At 36.0% G+C, this 22589-nt stretch carries 20 protein-coding genes; 1 reads left to right on the top strand and 19 read right to left on the bottom strand.

The window, feature by feature from the left end; all coding sequences use genetic code 11:
- Positions 1-44: 44 nt before the first annotated feature.
- Both I573_RS10370 and rarD read right to left on the bottom strand, forming a co-directional pair.
- Positions 45-1169: a glycerate kinase gene (locus tag I573_RS10370; protein WP_016186434.1), complete on the bottom strand. Its 1125-nt coding sequence runs from the start codon at positions 1167-1169 to the stop codon at positions 45-47.
- Between the two features lie 72 nt (positions 1170-1241).
- The gene (rarD, locus tag I573_RS10375; protein ID WP_016186433.1) at positions 1242-2138 is read right to left on the bottom strand and encodes an EamA family transporter RarD; all 897 of its coding nucleotides are present in this window, start codon (positions 2136-2138) and stop codon (positions 1242-1244) included.
- Between the two features lie 175 nt (positions 2139-2313).
- On the opposite strand from rarD, the gene I573_RS10380 reads away from it, so the two are divergent.
- A complete protein-coding gene (locus tag I573_RS10380; RefSeq protein ID WP_016186432.1) occupies positions 2314-3045 on the top strand; it encodes a hypothetical protein in 732 nt (243 codons plus the stop codon).
- Positions 3046-3069: 24 nt separating this feature from the next.
- Here I573_RS10380 and ahpF read toward each other — a convergent pair whose 3' ends face one another.
- From ahpF to secY2, 17 genes are all read right to left on the bottom strand, one after another.
- Positions 3070-4605, bottom strand: coding sequence for an alkyl hydroperoxide reductase subunit F (gene ahpF, locus I573_RS10385; RefSeq protein ID WP_016186431.1), 1536 nt, complete (start codon positions 4603-4605; stop codon positions 3070-3072).
- Positions 4606-4616: 11 nt separating this feature from the next.
- Entirely contained in the window at positions 4617-5180 is a 564-nt protein-coding gene (ahpC, locus tag I573_RS10390; RefSeq protein ID WP_016186430.1) for an alkyl hydroperoxide reductase subunit C, read from the bottom strand.
- Positions 5181-5428: 248 nt separating this feature from the next.
- Positions 5429-7798 carry an accessory Sec system translocase SecA2 gene (gene secA2 / locus I573_RS10395; RefSeq protein WP_016186429.1) on the bottom strand — a complete coding sequence of 790 codons (2370 nt, stop codon included), beginning with the start codon at positions 7796-7798 and terminating at the stop codon, positions 5429-5431.
- 45 nt (positions 7799-7843) lie between these two features.
- On the bottom strand, positions 7844-8317 hold the full coding sequence (locus I573_RS10400) for a hypothetical protein (RefSeq protein WP_016186428.1): 474 nt from the start codon (positions 8315-8317) through the stop codon (positions 7844-7846).
- A 20-nt stretch (positions 8318-8337) separates the two neighbouring features.
- Entirely contained in the window at positions 8338-9690 is a 1353-nt protein-coding gene (locus tag I573_RS10405) for a hypothetical protein (protein ID WP_016186427.1), read from the bottom strand.
- Between the two features lie 27 nt (positions 9691-9717).
- Positions 9718-10068, bottom strand: coding sequence for a hypothetical protein (locus I573_RS10410; RefSeq protein ID WP_016186426.1), 351 nt, complete (start codon positions 10066-10068; stop codon positions 9718-9720).
- Positions 10069-11094 carry a glycosyltransferase gene (locus I573_RS10415; RefSeq protein WP_016186425.1) on the bottom strand — a complete coding sequence of 342 codons (1026 nt, stop codon included), beginning with the start codon at positions 11092-11094 and terminating at the stop codon, positions 10069-10071.
- Positions 11095-11853: a hypothetical protein gene (locus I573_RS10420; protein ID WP_245555083.1), complete on the bottom strand. Its 759-nt coding sequence runs from the start codon at positions 11851-11853 to the stop codon at positions 11095-11097.
- Between the two features lie 92 nt (positions 11854-11945).
- Positions 11946-13064, bottom strand: coding sequence for an RNA-guided endonuclease TnpB family protein (locus I573_RS10425; RefSeq protein ID WP_016252708.1), 1119 nt, complete (start codon positions 13062-13064; stop codon positions 11946-11948).
- 787 nt (positions 13065-13851) lie between these two features.
- Positions 13852-14043, bottom strand: a complete 192-nt coding sequence (locus tag I573_RS10430) for a hypothetical protein (protein ID WP_016252710.1) — start codon at positions 14041-14043, stop codon at positions 13852-13854.
- Between the two features lie 35 nt (positions 14044-14078).
- A complete protein-coding gene (locus I573_RS10435) occupies positions 14079-14837 on the bottom strand; it encodes a hypothetical protein (RefSeq protein WP_016252711.1) in 759 nt (252 codons plus the stop codon).
- A 12-nt stretch (positions 14838-14849) separates the two neighbouring features.
- Positions 14850-15704, bottom strand: a complete 855-nt coding sequence (locus tag I573_RS10440) for a hypothetical protein (RefSeq protein ID WP_016186421.1) — start codon at positions 15702-15704, stop codon at positions 14850-14852.
- Positions 15694-17145 (bottom strand): glycosyltransferase, encoded by a 1452-nt coding sequence (locus tag I573_RS10445; protein ID WP_016186420.1) that lies wholly within the window; start codon positions 17143-17145, stop codon positions 15694-15696. The genes I573_RS10440 and I573_RS10445 overlap by 11 nt, the downstream gene beginning before the upstream one ends.
- A gap of 16 nt (positions 17146-17161) precedes the next feature.
- Positions 17162-18040 (bottom strand): accessory Sec system protein Asp3, encoded by an 879-nt coding sequence (gene asp3 / locus I573_RS10450; RefSeq protein WP_016186419.1) that lies wholly within the window; start codon positions 18038-18040, stop codon positions 17162-17164.
- Entirely contained in the window at positions 18040-19629 is a 1590-nt protein-coding gene (asp2, locus tag I573_RS10455; protein ID WP_016186418.1) for an accessory Sec system protein Asp2, read from the bottom strand. Before asp2 ends, asp3 begins: the two co-directional genes overlap by 1 nt.
- Complete coding sequence (asp1, locus tag I573_RS10460) at positions 19607-21214, bottom strand: accessory Sec system protein Asp1 (RefSeq protein WP_016186417.1); 1608 nt, start codon at positions 21212-21214, stop codon at positions 19607-19609. Before asp1 ends, asp2 begins: the two co-directional genes overlap by 23 nt.
- Positions 21215-21229: 15 nt before the next feature.
- Positions 21230-22447 carry an accessory Sec system protein translocase subunit SecY2 gene (gene secY2 / locus I573_RS10465; RefSeq protein ID WP_016186416.1) on the bottom strand — a complete coding sequence of 406 codons (1218 nt, stop codon included), beginning with the start codon at positions 22445-22447 and terminating at the stop codon, positions 21230-21232.
- Positions 22448-22589 lie beyond the last annotated feature (142 nt).

Raw genomic sequence — 22589 nt, forward strand, 5'->3', positions numbered from 1 at the left:
TGCAAGCCTTTTCAGTTTTTTTATATTACTTATTTTTTATTTGTTCATGCTAAAATCCGGCAAACTTGTTCCACTGTATAGGTTAAATTATCTGCTCCATCTCGCAACGCTTCTTTAAGAGAAATCGGTGTGGGCGTGATACTAAAACAAGCCGTTATTCCTTGTAGATCAAGGTCTTTTTCTACACTTCCACCAAAAGCTACAATCGGAACCTGATAGGTTGCAAGACGCTGGATTACTCCTGCAATCACTTTTCCTTGCTCTGTTTGGCAATCAATCTTGCCTTCTCCCGTAAAGACAATCGTTTCTTTTGTTACATAACGCTCTAAGTTGACTTCATCTAATACCCAATCGATACCCGATATTCTTCGGCAACGTTCATTTACTAAGCTTAACCCAAATAGAATACCTCCAGCTGCGCCCATACCTGCTGTTTGTAAATCATGCTTATTTTTTTGATTAAAAGTTTGGGCTAAACGGATCGTCTCTTTTTCTAATTGTAAGATCTCATTTGCTGTAGCTCCTTTTTGTTTAGCAAACACCTGCGCTGCTCCTTGGATACCATATAATGGATTTTCCACATCACTCGCTACGATAACTTCAAGATCCCGGATACTTGAATCGATTGTATCACTATTCCATGTAGCAATTTTGGATAAGTCAAGTTGGCCATTTGGTAGTTGAACGTGTTGCTTTGTAAAAAATCGAACACCACACGCTTGTAAAATTCCAAATCCTAGATCATGTGTTGCACTGCCTCCAACTGCTAAAATAATTTTTTTCGCACCTAGTTTTACAGCTTCTAACACACACTGTCCTGTACCAAACGTGGTCGTAGTTAATGGTGTGTGTTTCGCTTTAGCCACAAGTTCTAATCCACTAGTTTGCGCCAATTCTAAAATAGCCGTTTTGTTTTTTTGATTATAAAGAAATATGGCAGAAACCACTTCATCACAGAATGGTCCCATCACTTGTCGTGTCACTTTTTCATAATCAGCATGTTCGCTAATGACATCTAGCGTTCCTTCTCCACCATCTGCTAGAGGAATTTGATGGATAATGGCATCAGGAAAAACATGGCGAATACCCTTTGACATTGCGGTTACTGCCTCTTTTGCCGTCATACTTTCTTTAAATGAATCTGGTGCAAGTATAAATGAGTGCGTCATCTTTACTCCCCCTTTTTATCTAGTGTACTCCAAACGAAAAAAGTTTGCCTAATCAATTAGACAAACTTTTGATTATTTTACTTTTTGAAACATAACTTGACGATATTCATGTATCGTACCCACGGTAAAGATTGCAATCCCTAACCAAATAAAAGCAAACACGATCCATTTATGTGGATCAAACGCTTCATGTAAAAAGAAAACGGCTACAAGTAATTGCATCGTTGGATTGACATATTGAATAAAACTCAACGTCACAAAATCGACAGTTTTCGCCGCTACTGTAAAAAGCAGTAATGGTACCGCAGTCACTACACCACTCAACACAAGCAAACCTATCGTTAAAGGAGAATAACTAAAAAATGAGACTTGCGTAAAAAAGAGTAAATAAACAATCCCAAACGGTACACAAACAATCGTTTCAAGCATCAGTGAGAAGCTTGCTGGAAGTTCAATTTTCTTTTTGATCACACCATATAAACAAAAAGCAGTAGCGAGAATCAACGTGTTTAATGGTAAAGACCCGGTTTGAATCGTAAACCAAACCACCCCGATTGCAGCCAATAAAATCGCCAGAAAACTTGTCTTTGTCAATGGTTCCTTAAAAAAGACCAGCGCAATCACGACATTAAATAAAGGCATAATATAATAGCCCAAACTTGCTTCAGTTGCTTGACCATGTCCTACCATATAAATATAGGTTCCCCAATTGACCGCAATCAAAAAAGAAGCTAAGATCACCCAAATAATTTTTTTGGATTTCCATAAAGAAGCGACCGACTTAAAAAATGCACGCCAATTTTTTTGAATCGTCAAAATAATTGCCATAAATACTAATGAAAAAACAAAACGATACGCTAAAATATCTAATGCAGGAACGAACGAAAGTAATGCCCAAAATAATCCCAGCACACCCCAAAATAAATAGGATACTAATCCACTTAGAATCCCAACAGTTTTTTCTTCCATTTTATTCCTCCAATCTACTATAGAGTTAGGATAACATGTTCAATCTATAAAAGCTTCTTCTTTAAATGAAGTTTTTTTAAGATAACGTTTACTTTTCGATTAAAATTTGAGTGATCAGGGTGTCGAATCATACTAATATAGTATAATAGCGTTATAAAATATACGAGGTGATCTCATGTTTACTTCAAAAAAGATGATTACAGTAATAATTGGAATAACTCTTGGTTTTTTAGTGACAATTACTATATGTTTTTTTATGATTAAACCCTATGTACATACAGCTCGTGATATTTATTTTCAATTTCGATTACAAGAACAACAACTGACTAAACAACAAACTGTTATCGAACAGCTGCAACAAGACTACCAACAAAGCAAGCAAGAATTTTCTAATCAACTGACTGATCGATTTACTACAATACCTGAACAAACAACTATTTCATCAGATGATTCAGCTACAAAACATTCATTTAGTCGAGTCGATCAAACAGAAGAAACTCGTTTTCCACCTGAGAAAACGATGGCCTCGACAAGTATAAAAAATGAACTCATCATCAAAGATCTTCGTGCACCAATCGATAGTTATACTGAAGAAGGTGGCCAAGTCCCCACTTATACTCCTTATGCTTATCATTGGAAATTACCACAATTAGTTCAGCACGATTATATTCTCATTGATCACACCAATACAACAGGAATCGCTGAACACGTCTTAGCATTGAATATTGGAGATCTTGTATCTATCAACGAAACACTCTATCAAGTTCATCAGATCCAGACGATCTATCCTAATCAATACGCCAGTGACTTTTGCGATTTTTCTTATCCCGCTTTTTTGCAAACTTGTTATACAGATAATGCCAATCAAGGGATGCGCCTTGTCACCTTAAAAACAAAAGAGCTTTAAGTGCTAAGCACTTAAAGCTCTTTTTTATTGGCGAATCATGTAGTCAAAAGCACCTAATGCAGCTGTCGCACCAGATCCCATTGAAATAATGATTTGTTTGTAGGCACTATCCGTACAATCACCGGCCGCAAAAATCCCAGGGACGCTTGTTTGGCCAAATTTATCGACAACTAATTCACCCATACGTGTTTTTTCAAATCGTTCATCTAAGAATTCCGTATTCGGAACTAACCCGATTTGCACAAAGACACCGGCTAAGTCAACTTGATGTACTTCATTTGTCTCACGATCAATATACGTCAAGGCATGAACTTTAGTATCTCCTAAAATTTCTTTGGTCTGCGCATTTTTGATTACAGTAACATTTGGTAAACTCGCCACACGTTCTTGTAAGACTGAATCAGCTTTCAGTTCTGGTAAGAATTCTAGAACCGTAACATGGCTAGACATTCCAGCTAGATCAATCGCTGCTTCGATCCCAGAATTTCCGCCACCAATAACAGCAACATCTTTACCAGCAAATAACGGACCATCACAATGTGGACAATACGCTACACCTTTATTTTTAAATTCTGCTTCACCAGGAACGTTCACATTCCGCCAACGTGCACCTGTTGCTAAAATCACGACTTTAGCTTTTAACGTTGCGCCATTGTCTAGCTCAACTACTTTAAGTGTGTCTTCTTCTTTGATATTTACAACACGTCTTGTTTTGATAATATCGATTGGGTACGTTTTCGCATGCTCTTCTAATGAGATCGCGAGTTTTTCCCCTTCAGTATACGGTGTACCGATCAAGTTTTCGATACCTACAGTTTCTAATACTTGACCACCGAAACGTTCGGCTACGATTCCTGTACGAATCCCTTTACGAGCAGCATAAATTGCAGCACTCACACCAGCAGGACCTGCACCAACGACTAAAACGTCAAAAGGTTCCTTAGCAGATAATTCTTCATGGTCGGATTCACCGATTGCCAATTTATCTAAAATTTGTTCAATCGACATACGACCACTATCAAATTCTTCGCCATTTAAAAAGACATTTGGTACCGCCATGATGCCTTTTGCATCCACGACATCTTTAAACATGCCGCCTTCAATCATCGTATGAGAAACCTGTTCGTTTAACACACTAATGATATTCAAGGCTTGAACGACATCCGGACAGTTATGACAAGTCAAACTTACAAATGTTTCAAAATGCAATGGTTGATCGATTTGTTTGATCTTACGAATCACGTCTTCATCGACTTTTGGTGCACGACCGCTCACTTGTAATAATGCCAATACAAACGACGTGAACTCATGACCTAAAGGAACTCCGGCAAAGACGACACCAGATTCTTTTCCTGGTTGATCTAAACGAAAGCTTGGCGTATAGGCTAATTTTACTTCAACAAAAGTCAAGCGCTCGGACATCGCCACGATTTCTTCGATAAATTCGCGGACTTCAGTCGACTCTTTTTGGTCATCTAAACTTGCCGTAAAGACAACATCATTTTCTAAAAGGGCTAGATACTGAACGAGTTGTTCTTTGATATCTAAATCTAAACTCATAGTGACCCTCCTTAAATTTTACCTACTAGATCTAAGCTAGGTTTCAATGTTTCTGTTCCTTCTTTCCATTTTGCAGGACATACTTCACCCGGATGGGTACGCACATATTTCGCTGCTTTTACTTTATCGATATAATGACTTGCATCACGTCCGATACCGTCTGCATTGATTTCAACTGTTTGTACAACTCCATCCGGATCAATCAAGAACGTTCCACGTTGAGCGGCACCTTCTTCTTCATCTAATACATCAAAAATACGAGAAATGCGGTGATTTGGATCGCCGATCATCGTATATGTAATTTTGCCAATCGCTTCTGAATGATCATGCCACGCTTTATGCGTAAAATGAGTATCTGTAGAAACAGAGTATACTTCTACTCCTAATTCTTTTAATGTCGCATATTGATCTTGTAAGTCTTCTAATTCTGTCGGACATACAAAGGTGAAATCTGCTGGATAAAAACAAAATAGACTCCATTGGCCTTTCAAATCTTCTGAACTTACTTCTACAAAATCACCATTTCTAAAGGCTTGTGCTTGAAATGCTTCGACTTCTTTTCCAATTAATGACATGGATCATTCCTCCTAAAAAATTTAAACTTGTAAATTGTTTTATTTACAATAATTATTATTATATTAAATTGATTATAAGTCAACCATTATGAGATAGATAATCACTTTAACCTACTATTTTACTAGAAAATTGAATATCCTATTTTCAATTATATCCACTAAATGAAAATGATCAGCAATTAGTTTACTCCTTTTTAACAAAAAAAAGAATCTACGTCTTTTATTTCTAGACATCAGATTCTTTTCGTTTAAGGAAACTCTACATCGATTGACCCATCCTCATCCGGGACAAGTTCAGATAATAGCATATTTTTTAAAATATGAATGGCGATCTCTTTTTTCATTTGCTCGAAGGAACGCTTGGCCTCCACTTGAAATTCATAAATCGGGCGATGCTGTCCCCAGTTACGACCATTGACCACAACTTTTAATTGTTGTAGATTATCTGATTGTTCGATCCATTGTTGGTCCAGTGCTTTCAACAAAATCAGACGTTTGAAATAAATTTGTTGGTACAAATTATCCAAAGGCTTCATTGCTTGAGCCAACCGTTCTTTGATGATCGTAACTAAAAATAATTTAACATTTTTTTTATTCAACTCACCTAACGCGATTACTTTAGCTGGATCAAAATCATAGTCGATCGTATTAAAAATAAAATCGATCAATTTTTCCGAAGTTAAATTATCCGCATCTGCACAGTAATGTTCCACAGCTTGGTTAAATGCAAATCGTATCAATTCGTCCAGTTCTTCCAGTAATGATGTCATGATTCGATTGCGTGTTTTGTAAATCGTATCGCGTTGAATTGTAATGATTTCATCAAATTCCAGCGTATTTTTACGCGCTGCGATTTCTTGGTTTTTTCGAATCGCTTGTGATTTATCGATTACTTTATGGTATTTGCGTTCATTCAACGAAACAGTCTCCACAATTTTCCCTTCATGAAGCTCGTCTAACATCTCTTGACGTTTACGATTTGCCCATTTCGGTGCACTTTCTACTACGATACGATCTTCTAATGAGACATAAAAGATACTATCCCCAGGATCTCCTTGGCGACCGGAGCGACCACGAAGTTGATTATCAATTCGATCACTCGTCATACGCTCTGTCCCAACCACGAACAATCCACCTTGTTTTTTAGAACGACTATCTAATTTAATATCCGTCCCACGTCCTGCCATCGAGGTCGCGACTGTTACAGCGCCATGTTTTCCAGCTTCAGAAATAATCCAAGATTCTCTAGATGCTGTAGTAGCGTTTAATAAGTTATGTGGAATCCCATTTTGAAGCAAAATCAACGAATACAAGGCGGACATCGAAACAGATCCAGCTTCAATCAATACTGGACGATCAACCAACAAGGCTCCTTTTACTGCTTCAAGGGAAGCCATGATTTTTGCACGATTCGTTAAGAAAATCAAATCCGGATGATCTACTCGATTGATTGGTTTGTTCGTAGGTACTTTGATGACATCAAGATTATATGTTTCACGAAATTCGTCAGCATCCGTCATCGCAGTTCCAGTCATTCCAGATATGATCGCAAATTTTCGAAATAGATTTTGATACGTAATCGACCCCATTGATCGACTTTCTTTGGTTAACGTCACATTTTCTTTTGCTTCTAGGGCTTGATGTAACCCCGCTTGTAATTTCGTTCCCACTAATTTACGACCATTTGTCTCATCTAACAACATGATTTCATCGTCATCGACTACGTAATCACGATTGATATGTAAAATATAATTTGCACGTAATGCAATCACTAAATGACGGTATAGATCACGCCACTCTTCACTTAAGATTTTTGTGATCCCAAAATACTCTTCTGCTTTTTGAATCCCATGTTCAGTAAACCAAACTGATTTTTGATTGTCGCTTAGTTGATAATCTACTTCTTCTTGTATTCCTTTAACAAACCAATTGGCCAACAAATAATAATTCGATTGTACTTTGGGTGCTCCAGAAATAACCAGTGGTGTTTGAGCCATATCTAGCAAAATCGCATCGATTTCATCGATCAATACAAAATTCAATTGATCAATATATTGTTTTTCGACCGTTACAGCTAAATTATCGAATAGATAATCAAATCCCAACGCACTATTGGTTGTATAGACAATATCTGCTTTATAGACAACTTCTTTATCGATTTCTTCATCTTCAAATTCTGGAACTCCGACTTCGACAGATAATCCTAAAAAGCGATACACTTTCCCCATCTCTTGTGCATCCCGTCTAGCCAAATAAGGATTTGACGTGATCAAAAAATTCCCCTTACCTTTTAACCCATGAAGATAAAGGGGCATCGTTGCGGTCAGCGTTTTCCCCTCACCAGTTTTCATTTCAGCAACATTTCCAAAAAATAAAGCGACTGCTCCTAAAATTTGTACAAAATAAGGACGCATTCCAAGTAAACGTCGGTTTGTTTCTACAACCACAGCGTAGGCTGGAATTAATAATGTTTCTAATTTTGCCCCCTGTTCGAGTTGTTCACGAAAAGTAATGGTTTGCGACTGCAATTCCTCATCGCTCATTTGTTGATAAGTGTCAGCTAATGATACGATTTTATGGGCAATTTTTTCATATCGTCTAAACTTTCTGTTTTTCATCTCTATCACTCATTTCAACGAATCAAAAAATACAAAACTGTCTTTTTAATTCTCTTTCGTCTTTTGCTCTTTTAGAATGCCTTTAGCTTGGAAACCATCCAATTCTCGGATCTGCTCGTTTAACGCTTGATTCCCAAATAATTCAAATACAATTTTCCCTTCTGAACGATCAAGCTTGAGTTCTTCCGTTACACTCAAAATAGTGCCTTCTTTGTTTACTAGTTGTTGGCCAGTGTCTGTAACTAAAGTAATCGTAAAAAGATACGTTTGATTTGCCTTTAGTTTCTCAAAAGGAAATTCTCCTTGATAAATCCCAGAGTCGTCAAAAGTTAGATTTTTTTTCGTTTGTTGATACTCTTTTGATACTATTTTCGTTTGCATCGCTAATTTGGCTGCTGGTAACTGACTAGTAGTTGTTGTCGTAGTCGCTTTTTGCCGATAATCCACAGCAGACTGCAATCCATAAATCCCCAGACCAAATAAAATCAACGCGCTTAAAATAAGCAACAATCGTTTCATGTACTACTCCATTTTCATCACTATTCTTCGCTAGTTAAAGACAATTCATTCAATAATGCTAATTGTTCTTTTAAAACAGAATCCAAGTCGACCATACTTTCTTCAGTAGATGTCGATGTACTTTCTGAAGCAATAAGTGAATTTTGCTGCGACTCGTGATACTCTTCTGATGTTATCGTGGACTGTGAGTCACTTTCTTCTTCAAAAAAGTAATCTGTAGCAAGGGAATCATCTTCTTTCGTCGTTTCCCAATCTGTTGTGTTCATTGATTCGTCTTGTACCTCAAACTCTAAATCACTTTGACCATTCCACATGATCTCGCCAAATAAATATTCACCTTTTGAACAAGCGTTGTCCATTTTCTTACAAAAAAGACCGACTGTCTCTAGCGCCATGTCAACTTGTCGTTGATTGATGACTTCTGCTTGGATATCACGAATCAAGATACTATCTGCATATTGTACATCATTATCTTTTTTCAAATAAGACAATACTTTTTTCGTTTCTTCAACAAATTCTGCACGTACAAATGGAGTTAGATCGATCGTATTTTGGCCGTTCACCTTTAAGACAAATTCACTTTTTCTAGCTGCTGTCGTAATCAAATTGTAGACAATTTCGCTATTGATTTGAAATGGTCGATCGCCTTTTCGTAAACAGCTCGTACGGTATTCTTGGACGACACGATCAGCTAGTGCAATGAGTCCTGTAGAAATATAGTCACTTTTGATGACTTCACCATCTTCGTACACATCACAACATAAATAATGATCACTTAAATCTAGAACATAAGATAATCCATCCAAGAAGTTCATCTCTTCCATCTCAACATCCACTTTAGTATGGTTATCTTCCAAAATTGCACATAATGTTCTTGGAATCATCGTGACATCTTCTACTACAATTGTATACCTTTCACCATCTACTGTTGTTTGAAATTGACCCGTAAACGCTTGTTCAATCGCTGCTAGATCATCCGTACTTTTAGTCGAAACTCCGATACACAATGAACATGCGTATTGGTTTCCCTTGATATCGAACAACTCTTTTTTATCTGCTACAAGGTACGATAAAATTGTTTGAATAAAGGAATGTGTTTCAGGTCCTTTTAAATTTTTCAAGACATTCCCAAATGTTTCATATGCTTTTGGACGTCGACTATACAAATGATTGATTCCCCAATCGATTGCTTGTAGTCCGTCTTGCAGTTGAATTCTTTTTCCATGGTCTCCGCCTAATTTATCGCGGAATAAAACAGCTTTCCAGTTATTTTTTTTCACGGAAGAATAACTCGCACTTAGTGTTTTGTGGTACCCATTTGCTACGATCCCTACGCGATATTCATCTATATCTAATCCGATAATATGTCTCAACCTTATTTCCTCCTGAATTACTTCTTTTTAATGAAGACGATCGTTAATCTCTAATGCCAATTGTTTTAATTGTTGTTCTTGTATATCTAGTGTTGCACGGATCGCCTGCACTTGCGTCAATGTAGGACGCATGATGGCTTGCTCTTTTAATATACCTTCAATATAAGCAATCTGTTGCTCAATTGTATCATAGGTTTTCGTAAAAGCTTGCGTCAAATCTTGTAAGGTTGTGACCTCATCATAAGATAATATAGCTTTTTTTTGTAATATTTGAAAAAAATCAGATAATGCCTGATATTGTTGATCACGAATCTCTACGAATTCACGTACACGCGAAAGTTCGATCGTCAATAATTCTTTAGTCGAATCAGTCAACATCTATAGGTCTCCTCTCGTTGAATAGTCAAGTGCAATCATTTCAGCAGCTAGGAGACTCTTCCTGGTAAACATGCCATGTGTCAATTGTCTACTTAATGTAATTGCATTTTGTTTCATCTGGATCATTTGATCACTAGACAATGTTTCCCAAATTTTAGGAAGCTCATCTAATGTGGCGATCGTAATCCCGACATTTTTTTGTTTGATTATGGGGGCAATCCCCGACTGATCCCAAACGACCACTGGAATTCCTAGTGATAGATACAGCGAAATCTTATGTGGTGAATTATATTTGGTGTACTGTTGATAGGCACCACCATGATCAAGATCTGTATCCCAAGCTAGACCTAGTGAATTGTGTGGGATTTTTTGTATCAGTTCGTTTGGAGAAAAACTTCCCATGTGCTGAACGGACGACGAATGTATCCTTTGATCTGTATCACCAAAAGCCATAATTGGAAGTGGATAGGGCCATTCATTTAAAAAAGATGATTTGTTTAAATTTCCTGCAATGACAAGTTGCTTGATTTCAGATTGCTTTACTGAACCAACCGTAATCCCCGTATGAAGATAGTCAAAAAATTCTTTTTGAATCAAAGGGATCGTCACGCCTGAAGAACGAAGCGCCTCTTTCATTGCTTGTCCATGGATGATCATAGAATGAACCAATTGAAATACTGCTACTTCATCTTTTTGGTCCACAGCCCCTCTTAGATATTCAATATCATGAACAAATAAAGACACGATAATCCCTCGATGTGCCATTCGAGTCAAAAATAATCGGTCAAACTGAATCCCATTATAACTCGGATACTGATATACAAGTAAATCGCCTGGTAAAATACCAGCAGTAATGCCATCAATTCGCGAATGAAGTGCATAATGATCTTCATTCGCATCTTGATAACGGTAAATGTAAGTTGTTTCATACCCCATTGTGTGGCCTAGTGTAATTACATCTTCTCGTGCTTTTGATACAGAATCTCTTGAATCTTCTTGAATAACCTTTGTTATCCATCTTTTCATTTATATACTCCCCATTAAGAACGCCATCATGATTTCTTCCTCATCAGAATATTCCTCAAAAATACGTCGATTGCGTATGTTCGCTACTGCTTCTTGAATCCGTTGTGTATGGTTTTGATCTTGTTGATCATGCAGTACTAGTGCACATTCTAATAGTTCAAGATCACGGCTTGTGACTTTCCAAGAGTGAACAATTTTTTCTTTTGCTTGTACCAAAAATTGAAAAGCCGTTTTTGAATCAAAGCGACTAGCTAAAAGCATACTAAGATCAATGATACTTCCAAGTATAAATGAACGTCCTTCCACTAAACGATTTGGTTTTATTTTCGCAAGTAACGTACGACAAAATGAATCCATGTTTTCTTCAACATAAGTGATCGGAAGGCGGTAATATTCTTTAACTTTCATTAATCCAAGGTACAACACCATATCATAAAGTGTTAGATACTCACTTTTTGCTAAGTATGATTCGATTCTGTTGATATGGTAATTAACTTGACTGTCTTCTCGTTTGTCTTGAATCGATTTGACTAGATCACAAAAAATAAGAATCAATTGATACAGTTGCGTATCTTCTTTGGATGCACGAAATTTTTCCAATTCACTACAGATCGTAGTAAATGTTTCCTTTTCTAGTTCCGTTGTTCGAAAAGAAACATCTATGGTTAACGATAGTAATTGGATCAATTCATCTGTAGAGTTCACAAACAAGTCTTTGAATTCAATAGATGAAAGGCCTAATAATTTTGTGATGCTCACTAGATATTCCATCGGTAAATCAATTTCCTGGCACTCCACACGACTAAAGTCATGGGGTTCTTAGGTAATACACCCTAACGGGCGCAAATTGACTAAGCTATCCCCGAAAGTCCTTCGGTTTTAATATTTATGCTTGCATTAATATCTCTGTCATGAAGTGTTCCACAATGTGAACATACCCATTCACGAATATTTAGCTCTTTTTTGCCATCATTATGACCGCAAGAAGAACAAAGTTGTGAACTTGGGAAAAAGCGGTCAACTTTAACTAAAGTACGACCTTTCCACTGGCATTTATAGTCTAATTGTCGAACGAATTCACTCCAGGATACATCTGAAATTGACTTCGCTAATTTATGATTTTTAACCAACCCTTTTACATTCAACTCTTCAACACAAATGATTTGGTTCTCATCAGTTAGTCGTGAAGAAAGTTTATGTAAAAAATCAATACGTTGGTTCGCGATTTTCTCATGGATACGTGCCACTTTTACTTTTTGTTTTTGGTAGTTACGACACTCATCTAATTTTCGATTGTGCTGTTTCGCAACTTCTAAACGTTTAGAAAGTTTTCGTTGTTCACGTATCAACCGTTGTTCAAGAGAACGATAAAATCGTTTACTGTCGATTTTTTCTCCTGCGGATGTGATACAGAAATGAGTTAAGCCTAAATCTAATCCAATGCTATTTGCTACAGGTTCTTTCAAACTATTCTCTGTTTCCACTAAGAATGTCGCAAAGTATTTCCCTGATTTTGATTGACTGATCGTGACGTTCATTAATTTACCTTTGAAACGTAATGCTTCTGCCATCTTGACCCAACCTACTTTAGACACATAGAAGTAACGACCGTTGACTTTCATGCCTACGGCAGTTCGATAGGACTTCTTAGAATATTTTTTACTCTTGAATTTAGGAAATCCAAATTTAGAGTTGAACGTATTTTTGTACGCTTTATTCAAATCCATATTTACTTGACTTAGAGGTTGTGCTTCAATTTCTTTCAACCAAGCAAATTCTTCTTGCTTTTTCAGTCCAGCATAGGTCAGTTTGTTTTCAATATATTCAGGATTTTCTTTTTTCTGCTTGTAGTTGGTAATTCGCTGGTCGAGTAAAAAATTCCAGTAGAATCGGACACAACCAAAAGTTTTTTGAAATTGGATTTCCTGTCTTGAATTCGGATAGATTCTGATTTTATGGGCTTTTTTCATATCTGTACACCTCCTTACTGTATACCCTAAGTATACTAAAATCGGTGTGAGAATCCTAAATGTAAGCATAAATATTAACCCTTATTTTGACTTTATCATGTAGAGTTTGTTCACACAGGTTCGCTAATCCCCATGCAGTTCTCTGATGAACTTCTTGCACTTTCATGCAAGCACAGACTATATCTTATCCTTCAACTTTACTTGTTCAGGCGAAACCACTTCCACACGCTTGTGTGTACTTCCCTCAAGAGGAATAGTCGTTGAACCTTCCTATTTCTAGGCTTGGCTGCTGATTTTCGATTGTATGGGCACTTAGGATTTAACCTTATGCTATCTAACGAATTTTTTCTGTTTTCACTACGTTCACGCTTGGGTTTATTATCCCTACGTTGTCGTTTCGTTAGCTTTACGAGTTCCCAGCAATTCAGTTTCTTCATTGGACAATACGAGTATTTGTATTGCCTCTAAATGCAAGTTTCCCTACATTCTTACAGTACGTCTACGGGCTATCATCCCACCATTAAAATAGTGGGTTTTCTCGCCCGCAAATTCTATAATTCAACCAACGATAATAACGCGATTTAGACAAGTTGATTTTCTTTTCAAATGTTCGAACATAAATCCCCTTGGTTTTCCTGATTTCTTCAATTTGCTCACGATCGATATTTACTGAAATCACAGAAGTTTGTGGAACTATTCTTTCTGGATTTAGTAAATTTACGAGTCGCTTTACACCTAAAAGATACATAGTCCCCACTGTCCTCACCCGACTTCCTTAAAAAAGTGTTTATTGGAACACGGCAGTCAGTAAAGAATATACTAAAGAACCTAAAATCAATACTGACATCGTAACCGCTAATACAATATTAATTAGTTTTGTTTTCTTTTCTTTTTTTTCAGAATGATCATACGCTCGTTTTTTTTCTGATTGAAAAATCGCTTGAATCTGGTCGTCTAATTGCTTGTTATTTTTCAACATCATTCACCTTCTTAAGCATGGCCTCTACTCTATCTTTATAATGTCGAGTTTGTTGATTCACTAAAAAAGATTTCTTGCGCTTCTAAAATCGTATCTTCAACATTTTTTTGAACACTGACTTCTTCAGTAATCTCTGAAGGTTCTACTACATGATTTGAAAGTTCTTCAACAGCCGTATGTCCTACTGTTGAATGTACTTCCGAGGTAGTTACTTCTTGTCCATCTGTTTGTGGTTCTTGTGGTTCTTGTGGTTCTTGTGGTTCTTGTGGTTCTTGTGGTTCTTGTGGTTCTTGTGGTTCTTGTGGTTCTTGTGGTTCTTGCTCTTGGGCTACTTCTTCTTGTTCTTGAACTGCTTCTTCTTGTTCTTGAACTGCTTGTTCTAACTGTTGGATTTTTTCATCTTGAGCTGCTAATTTTCCAACTAAACTTTCTAGCATTTTTGTACTTTCTGCTAATAAGTATTCTTTCATGATTTTATTTTCGATTTCATACGCAGTTTCTAGTTTTGTATACAACGTATTTAATTGTGTTTCGTTTTGTTGGTATGCCGTATAGTGTGTCGTAAATTGATCTTTTAGCGCTTGTAATTCGTCCGTAGTCACACGAACTTGGCTACTGGCTACTTCTTTGATTTGTTTATGTGTTTTTGTCATTTGTTCTAATTCGTGCTTTTGTTGTTTGGTTAACACTTCAGCTTCTTGATATTCGGCATCAAACTTTAATACAGATTGCGTATTTTCCATTTTTAGGCGATTGATTTTTGCTAATACTGCTTGAGATGTTTCGTTTGTCATAATAACTTCCTCCTAATTTTCGTAAAAATCGATTTTATCTAAATGGATTCCTGTCGGTTTCAGTAGTTCATAATGCTCACGAGTCATCAGTACTTTATGGACATACGTCAACTTATTTTCCAAAATGAGACGTAGGTTCCCTTTGATTATACCATTATCATCTAATGGAGATTCTACTAATCGTAAGATATTATAAGATGTTGTATGTTCCAATGCGAACAATTCCATCCCTAGATACGAAATCGTAACCGTATCTTCAGCAGATACGATACGTGCGATTTCATGAGCAATAAATTGTTGTAACGTCGTGTATGTGGTTTGTATATCTAGAGTCTCAGGATTTTTGATCGTAATAAAATTAATTTGTCCTTGATAAAAATAATACGTTACGATCGCATTTTTTTCATCATCTAAAAATTGGATTTCTTGTACTTGATTCTTATCATAAAAAATATGACTATATGTTTTTCCATCACCAGCATATTCTTCAACGAAATCAAGTGTTTTGTCTAAATGAATATAGCGAACTTCCTTTACATGCCTTCTTGTTTGTGGATAAAGAAAAACTTTTCCAATTTCAAACCCTTCATGTAAAATCGAAATACTACGGTTCTCGTTCATAAAGACTTCCGCATTTTTGACTGTTGGAATTTGGTTGAAAAATAAAAATGTTTCTGGATCAAATGTTCGTTTCGTTAACTGATCTAATAAATTTATTCCGTCTACTTGATATTTTTTCAATACCGTTTGAAAGTCTGGCATTGGAGAAATCGATAATAGTTTTGTATCCGGTTGAGTTAGATGCTTTTGTTGCATACTCCAAGCGCTATCATTTGGACGAATGATCGTCATCAATTCATAGTTCATCAATCAACACTCTCCATTTCTTCGCAATCACAGAATCTTGAAAATCTGCTACAGAAAGACGCGTTTTTTCTTGGTAAAATTCCAATGGAAACTGGCAAAGTTTTTGGATACCATCTGCTAAGCAAAACACACTGAATTTAGGATCCGTACGAGAAAAATCACATAAATACCCATTGATTCCATCTTGAACTAATTCCAAAGCGCCAAATCGTGCTTTAAACGTTACGATCGGTAAACCAGCATTTAACGCTTCAATGTACGTAAGACCAAATCCTTCTGAATAAGATCCCGAGATAAATGCGTCATATTGAGGATAAATTTTTTCTAGTTCATTCGAATGTCCCTTTAACTTGATATACTCACTAGCATTCAGTTCCTCGATCACTTCTTTTATCACTTTATCTTCAGAACCTTGGCCGTAAATATCCAGCGTTAGTTCAGGATACTGCTCACGAGCTTGTACAATTGCACGTACCACAATATCGATATGTTTTTCAGAAGCTAATCTAGATACCGTGATAAATTTTTTAGGCAACTGCTGTAAATCTTTCGTCGTATCCTTTAAAGTATCCATTTGAATATCACGGATACCACCTACTGGAATCGTTTGAATTTTTTTGTCTGCATATGGAAAATCAATCAATAAATCTTGTCGCTGCAGTTTGGTTGCTACAACTACACGATCTAAACCGTCAAGATGCGTTAAAGCATACTCGTAATAGTTATTCCATAATGGATGCTCTGGCACATCGCGATCAGATAAATGATCTGCATGTACAATTTGAATCAACTTGATTGTATCAGGTAATTGTCCTAGTAAGGCTGTCAGCGTCTCTTCACCACGATCGACAAAAAAACTTTTTACGTTTTTAAAATATGAAATCAGATACATAAAGAAAAACCGTTGCACTAACACTTCATTAGGAAAATAGTAATGCTCTCCATTTACATCAAATAGATGGATATTCGTCATGACACGTCCACGATCTGGATCGTCAAGATATGTCAGCATGACTTTTCGTTTCTTTGTTTTTGTTTCAAATAGTTCTACACGATAAGTAGACACCAACAACATATCTTTTTGTTTTTTACTCGGTGATTTTTCCATATGTTCTACAATCGTAACGCCTGAAGACGTTTGGATCGTCTTGATGCGATGGGTTTTCGTATGGTCAATCGTAATGTCTTCTTTAAATGGCACACGATCTAAATCCGTACGCTCTAGATAAGTATCACCTAAAACAAAAAATTCCCACATATTAATGACTTGATCTTCTTTTAACTCCCAAGAATCCATCGCTTCGTGTAAGTTTTTGATTAATTCTACAAAAATGAACTTGTAAGGTAGTCCTACTTCATCAAACCGATTTGCTCGATAAAATTGAGCATGTTCTACACCGGAATTTCCAATCCCCATTGCTTTATTTACAAAAAAATGCATGCTAGGTCCCTACTTTCTATTTAGAATGACGTAACAAAATTTGCTGTAAAACTTGAACTGCCAGTTGCATAGTGTCTACTTGTTGTTGCGCTTGTGCAAGCCATTGTGTATGTGTTGCTTCAATGTTTGTGCTTTCTCCCATTAACTGATCCAAGATGATCGGGACTTGATAAATGGCTTGTGGCAAACGATAATAATTTATTTCTTTAATAAATTCTACGTGGACTTCTCTTAAATTTTTTTGAAGTAACACGTTAAAAATCAACATAGTAATCGCAACAATATCTATATTTTTTTTAGGATCTAAAACACAAAATAGATAATCCGTTTCCTCATGAAACCGTAACTGTTGAACTTGATTTTTTTTCATTAAAAAAATCAAACGGACTTTCTTGTTGACTTCCTTTTTATAGGTATAGTAATACATATCCGGTGCTAATGACTGTTGTTGATAGCCTTCTTGAATTGTATTTTCCGTGATGACTAATTCATGAAATACTAACCATTGATGATGCTTATTGATTAGTTGGATTTCATAATGTACTGCGTCCTCAAGAAATACAAAATCATCTTCTAATGTTGAAAAATAATATTCATCCAACATTTCATTATAGCGATCAAAGAAAATAAGTTTCAACTGAATGCTACTTGTTTCTTCTAGTTCCAGATTTGCTTTGAGATGGTATCTTTTTCCTGGCTGCAATAGTGGCAAATAGGGAGTATTTCGACTAATGTGAAAACCTTTTTGCGAATACCAATTTTTGATACATAGACTAGGAGACATCAGAGGAGCGGAATAAGAAACTGAACCTTTTTCATCAAATGAGATCGTCGCTCCGTAATTATAATTGTCTTGTAAGATATTTCCCCACTTTACAATATACTGGTTCCCCATTATCTCCCTCCTCTATCTTCATAGTTGCGTGCAAATTGTATTTCCATCATGTTGTAATATTGCTTGACGAACCAACGAACGATTCCTGGAGTATTGTCATTATGTCGTCCAATCAGTCCTTTATGTAACACTTTGGTTAATGGGAAAGCTTGTTTTAAAAATGTGTACGCTTCTGAGAACACCTTATCGTCATAATCATCTTGTTTCATGTAGGCAAAAGCAAACATTGTTTGACTGTAATCCCCAGTTTTAAATCGTGTAAGTAATCGCTCATCAAACTCTAAGGCTTTTGATATACTCACTTCTCCCATATTCATCATTAAGGTATCTACCGATGTTGCAAATGTATCTGAGCGCTTGATCCGCTCATTTAAAGCTACTGTTCCTAAACTTAACATCGGCTTACCAACGATTACCGCACGCGGAGACAACGTGCTCGCATAATACAATGCCCCAAACGTTCCCATCGACAGTCCAGATAACACTAAATCTTGTGTAGTAAATCCTAAATAAGCTAATTTTTTACGTATGATTGAAACAATCTCTTCTTCTAAAGCCTCACTTCCTAGATAAAAGTTTCCGCCTTCGATTCTAGGATCTGAAATCAATAAATAAGGCGAACCAAATGTTTCCATCATATTTTTTCCTTCAAAACCTTCTGCTGTTCGATAACCAGAAAAGTAAACAGCAAGCGGCGGTTTAAAGTCTGCCGGTTCAAAATAATAGCCAATCTCCATCCCAAGATTTTGCTGATCTTGGATTGCTTTTCCTCCAGGAATCATATAACTATCATCTGCAAACGTGTCTCGTACATGAAGGTGTGCAACCTTTAATTCTCCAGACCCCTTAACAAATAAAGCAAAATTTAAATACATATCTTCATCAAATGCGTTGTAAAACGCGGTATTTTTTTCATCTTTTAGCATTTCAGCTGTAAATTCAAAACTTTGTTTGAAATTAGCCGTATTTTTTTCGATCAAGTATACCTTTAACACAAAATCCGTCATTTTCGGATCGTAGTCAATTTCCAAGTACGCTTCTAACCATTGTTTCGCTTCCATGATATCGGTCATTCTCCAAGATAAAAGCTGTGTAAAGCTAGTCCCAAAATCACCAATCAATTGGATGTTCGTATGACCCTTTTTGATTACTTGACCTTCAAACGTGGAGGAAACTTTGATATAGTCCATTTCTAATTTCCTACCATAAACAGGTGGTGTATACTGCTTTGCGATAAACTCCCGTAAAATATGAGTATCTGCAAAATCAAAAGTATACGCTCCTTTAGCTGCTAAAACATAAGCGATATCGCTTGGCAAAGTAATACGATGAGAATACAACAGTCGATAAGAAGGCAACTCTATCAATAAATTTTTATGAGAAAGTAACGTTGCACCTTCATTAAATATGAACACAGCTTTACGGTATTTAGGATTTAATCTTCCCTGTTTAAATAATTCGGCTTCATCTTGGATAATATCGTAATCAGCTGGAAATATCTCATACTCAAATTGGCTTGGAAGCTCACTCAAAAAAGAAAATGCATACGCACCAAAATATAAAATCTTAATTTTTTTCTGTGCCGTCATCAAATAATTTTCTCCATTTCTCGAGCAGATTGTACGAACTATGCGTCTCAATCATCGCCACATTTTTTACTAACGTTTCATTCCAATTTTTTAAACCATTCATATAAAAGGTCAAAATTTCAGAGACCTCCGAAATGTGATCCACATTGTATCCATTTTCCATATGGATAACATAGTCAGATTCCTCTTTTAAAATAAGTGGAATTCCAGCATTTACTGCAAATGATTGTTTTTGTAGATCTGGCTTTTGATTTACATCTAAATAAAGTCTAGCAATCGACAAATCCGTTTGTACTTGCTTGATATTTGGATTGATTCTAAATTCAATGCGTTCGTACAGTTCAACTGCTTGTACATACTGTCGCCATATCGGAAGCAATTTCAACTCTTTTACGCTATCTGCTTGGGCTTTCATCAGCGTATTCGTATCTTTTGCTTGTAAATACGCAGCTACTTTTCTAAACTCTGCTGAATCACTATCGACATTAAAATGCGCATCGATCAATTGTTTTTGCATCACTTCAATTTTTTGTTCTTGTAATAAAGAAGATACTTCTACAATCAATCCGTATGATACTTCTTGTATCAACAAATTGGTGAGTAAATGTACCAAAAACTCTTCTTCTTGATGCGCATGATGATCCTTCCAATAAATCATAAGTCTTTCAACTGAATTACTGTTCCCAAGAGCTAATCGTGTAGGATACATCGGGATATCTACTATATCCCCACCGATTATTCTTTGTTGTTCTTTTATATGAAGTAATTCTGACTTTTTCTGTCTAGAATCCGTAATAATTACCTTACTTTTTGAAAATAATATCGCGAGTTGCTTTTCTGTATACTGATTTAATTCTTTTTCTGTTGAAAAAATACTCATGATCGGTTGTGAAATTGTCAATCGTTCTAAAATATCTAGACTAAATCCCCAACTATCGAAGATCAAAGAAGATTGACCAAAATCCACTAATCCCTGGTTGAAGAGCTCAGCAAAAATCTCTGAAAATGATAGATATCGTGCTTGCTTCAAACCAAGTTGCTCAAAATGATAGAGCTCAATATGTGCATCACTACCGAAATACTCTGTCATAACACATTTTCCCAATGGATTATAAAATTCTTGCTTCTGCTTTTCTCCTGTGCGATCACTGAAAATGATAGAAGACAAAAAACCACGATCATCGTATAGTTCTGTACAAAGACATGTTGCGGATCGTGGATATTGAACACTTTGAACGAATCCGTGTTCTTCAAATCGTACTTCTCCATAAGACATGCGATCCTTAATCAAGGTAATCCCATATGGCGTATAGATTTGTTCAACTGAACTTTCAAAAGACAAATCCTCTACTGTCATTGGAAAACCCGTTTCAATTTCGACTTGTTGAAGAATATCAAACAAGGAAAGAACTTGGATATCATGTAAACGATAATCATTTAATAAATATCTAAAGTACGGTAGATATTCGACTACGATCAAGTGTGCTTCAAGTTTATTTTCTTGAAACAAATTTAAAATATTTAATACTCGATCTTCATCTAAAATACGCTCTTTTGTACTCCAGTGTGGGATAAAATAGACCATGTGCTCACCTCATTTCTACTCAAATAAACGGTATTCTTTTTTTGAATATACAAATCGTATTTCTTGAACCAATGTATCTAAAATGATAATCAACATAAACAAACTTCCAAAATAAAAAGCTAGATTTGAAATAAATGGTGAACGTAATCCAATAAACATTGGGATCAATGAAATGAATACGAGGTATGCATTTCCAACAAATGAGATTCGTGTCAACTTTTCACGAATATAACGTTCCGTTTGATCACCTGGTGGAACATTTAAAATATAATCTCCCGACTCTTTTAAATTTTTAGCAATGTCATTGGGTCGGATATTAATAAAACTAAATCCCCACCCGAGTAAATACAACACCACACCATACATGATAATACCTTGAATGGAATTGAATGAAAAATAAGTGGTGATGAAATTTGAGAACCAAGTATCGTTCCATTTCGCATTTAATAACAATAACTGTGGCATAGAAAATACTGTGACTGCAAACATGAACGGCATTGCGCCAGCAGGAAGTAAGCGAATCGGAATATACGAATGTTTTGAGATCGTATCGATCCCTGTTCGCTCAATGACAATCCGATATTCAGAATGATACAGATACATTGTTAGATAAATAAATAGCAACGTGATCAATATTAAAATAATAATAAATTGATTGGTAAAAGAAATCGGTCCAGACTGTCCGGAAATCAACATTGACGGAATATTCGCCATCAATCCAGGTAAAATAAATAGGCTTTGACCGCCTATCCCTTTCATAATGTTGATATCTGCTAACCAAGATATAAACATTCCACCAGTCGTTAACAATAATACTCCAGCAAGTAACGCGGACGTTTCACTTGTAAAAAAGGCAACCGTTACAATCGATGTTTTGAAACGTAACACTAAAGCAATACTTTGAATAACAGTAAAAATAAGTGTAAGTCCTCGTTGGATGTACCCTATTTGCTTCATTGAGAAATTATTCACACGTTCTTCATCAATCATACTGATCGTCGTCCAAATAATTAATGCCGTCATATACGGCCCCATCCCTAAAGAAAAAAGTGTGATAGTAGAAAAATTCCCACCAGTAGCAGTGGATAAAAACTTTAATACAGAGTTTGCACTATCTAGTTTCGCTTCTTGAGATAAGAACATCGGCAAATCGATATGTCGTCCAATTTGAAATACGACCAATAACATCGCACTCCAAAGAAAACGCTGCATTAATTCTCTTTGTTTTATCATAAATTATACGTCCTTCTTTATCAGTTTCATCTATTAAAACACTTCATTCTTCAATGATAGCAAAGTTTTGCTTGAATTAATAGAAGGAATCGTAGGATAAAAATTAAAAAACATCAGACTTTTAATCAATAAAAGAGGCTGT

It is taken from the genome of Enterococcus sulfureus ATCC 49903, assembly GCF_000407605.1.
GTDB classification, from domain to species: Bacteria; Bacillota; Bacilli; order Lactobacillales; family Enterococcaceae; genus Enterococcus_G; species Enterococcus_G sulfureus.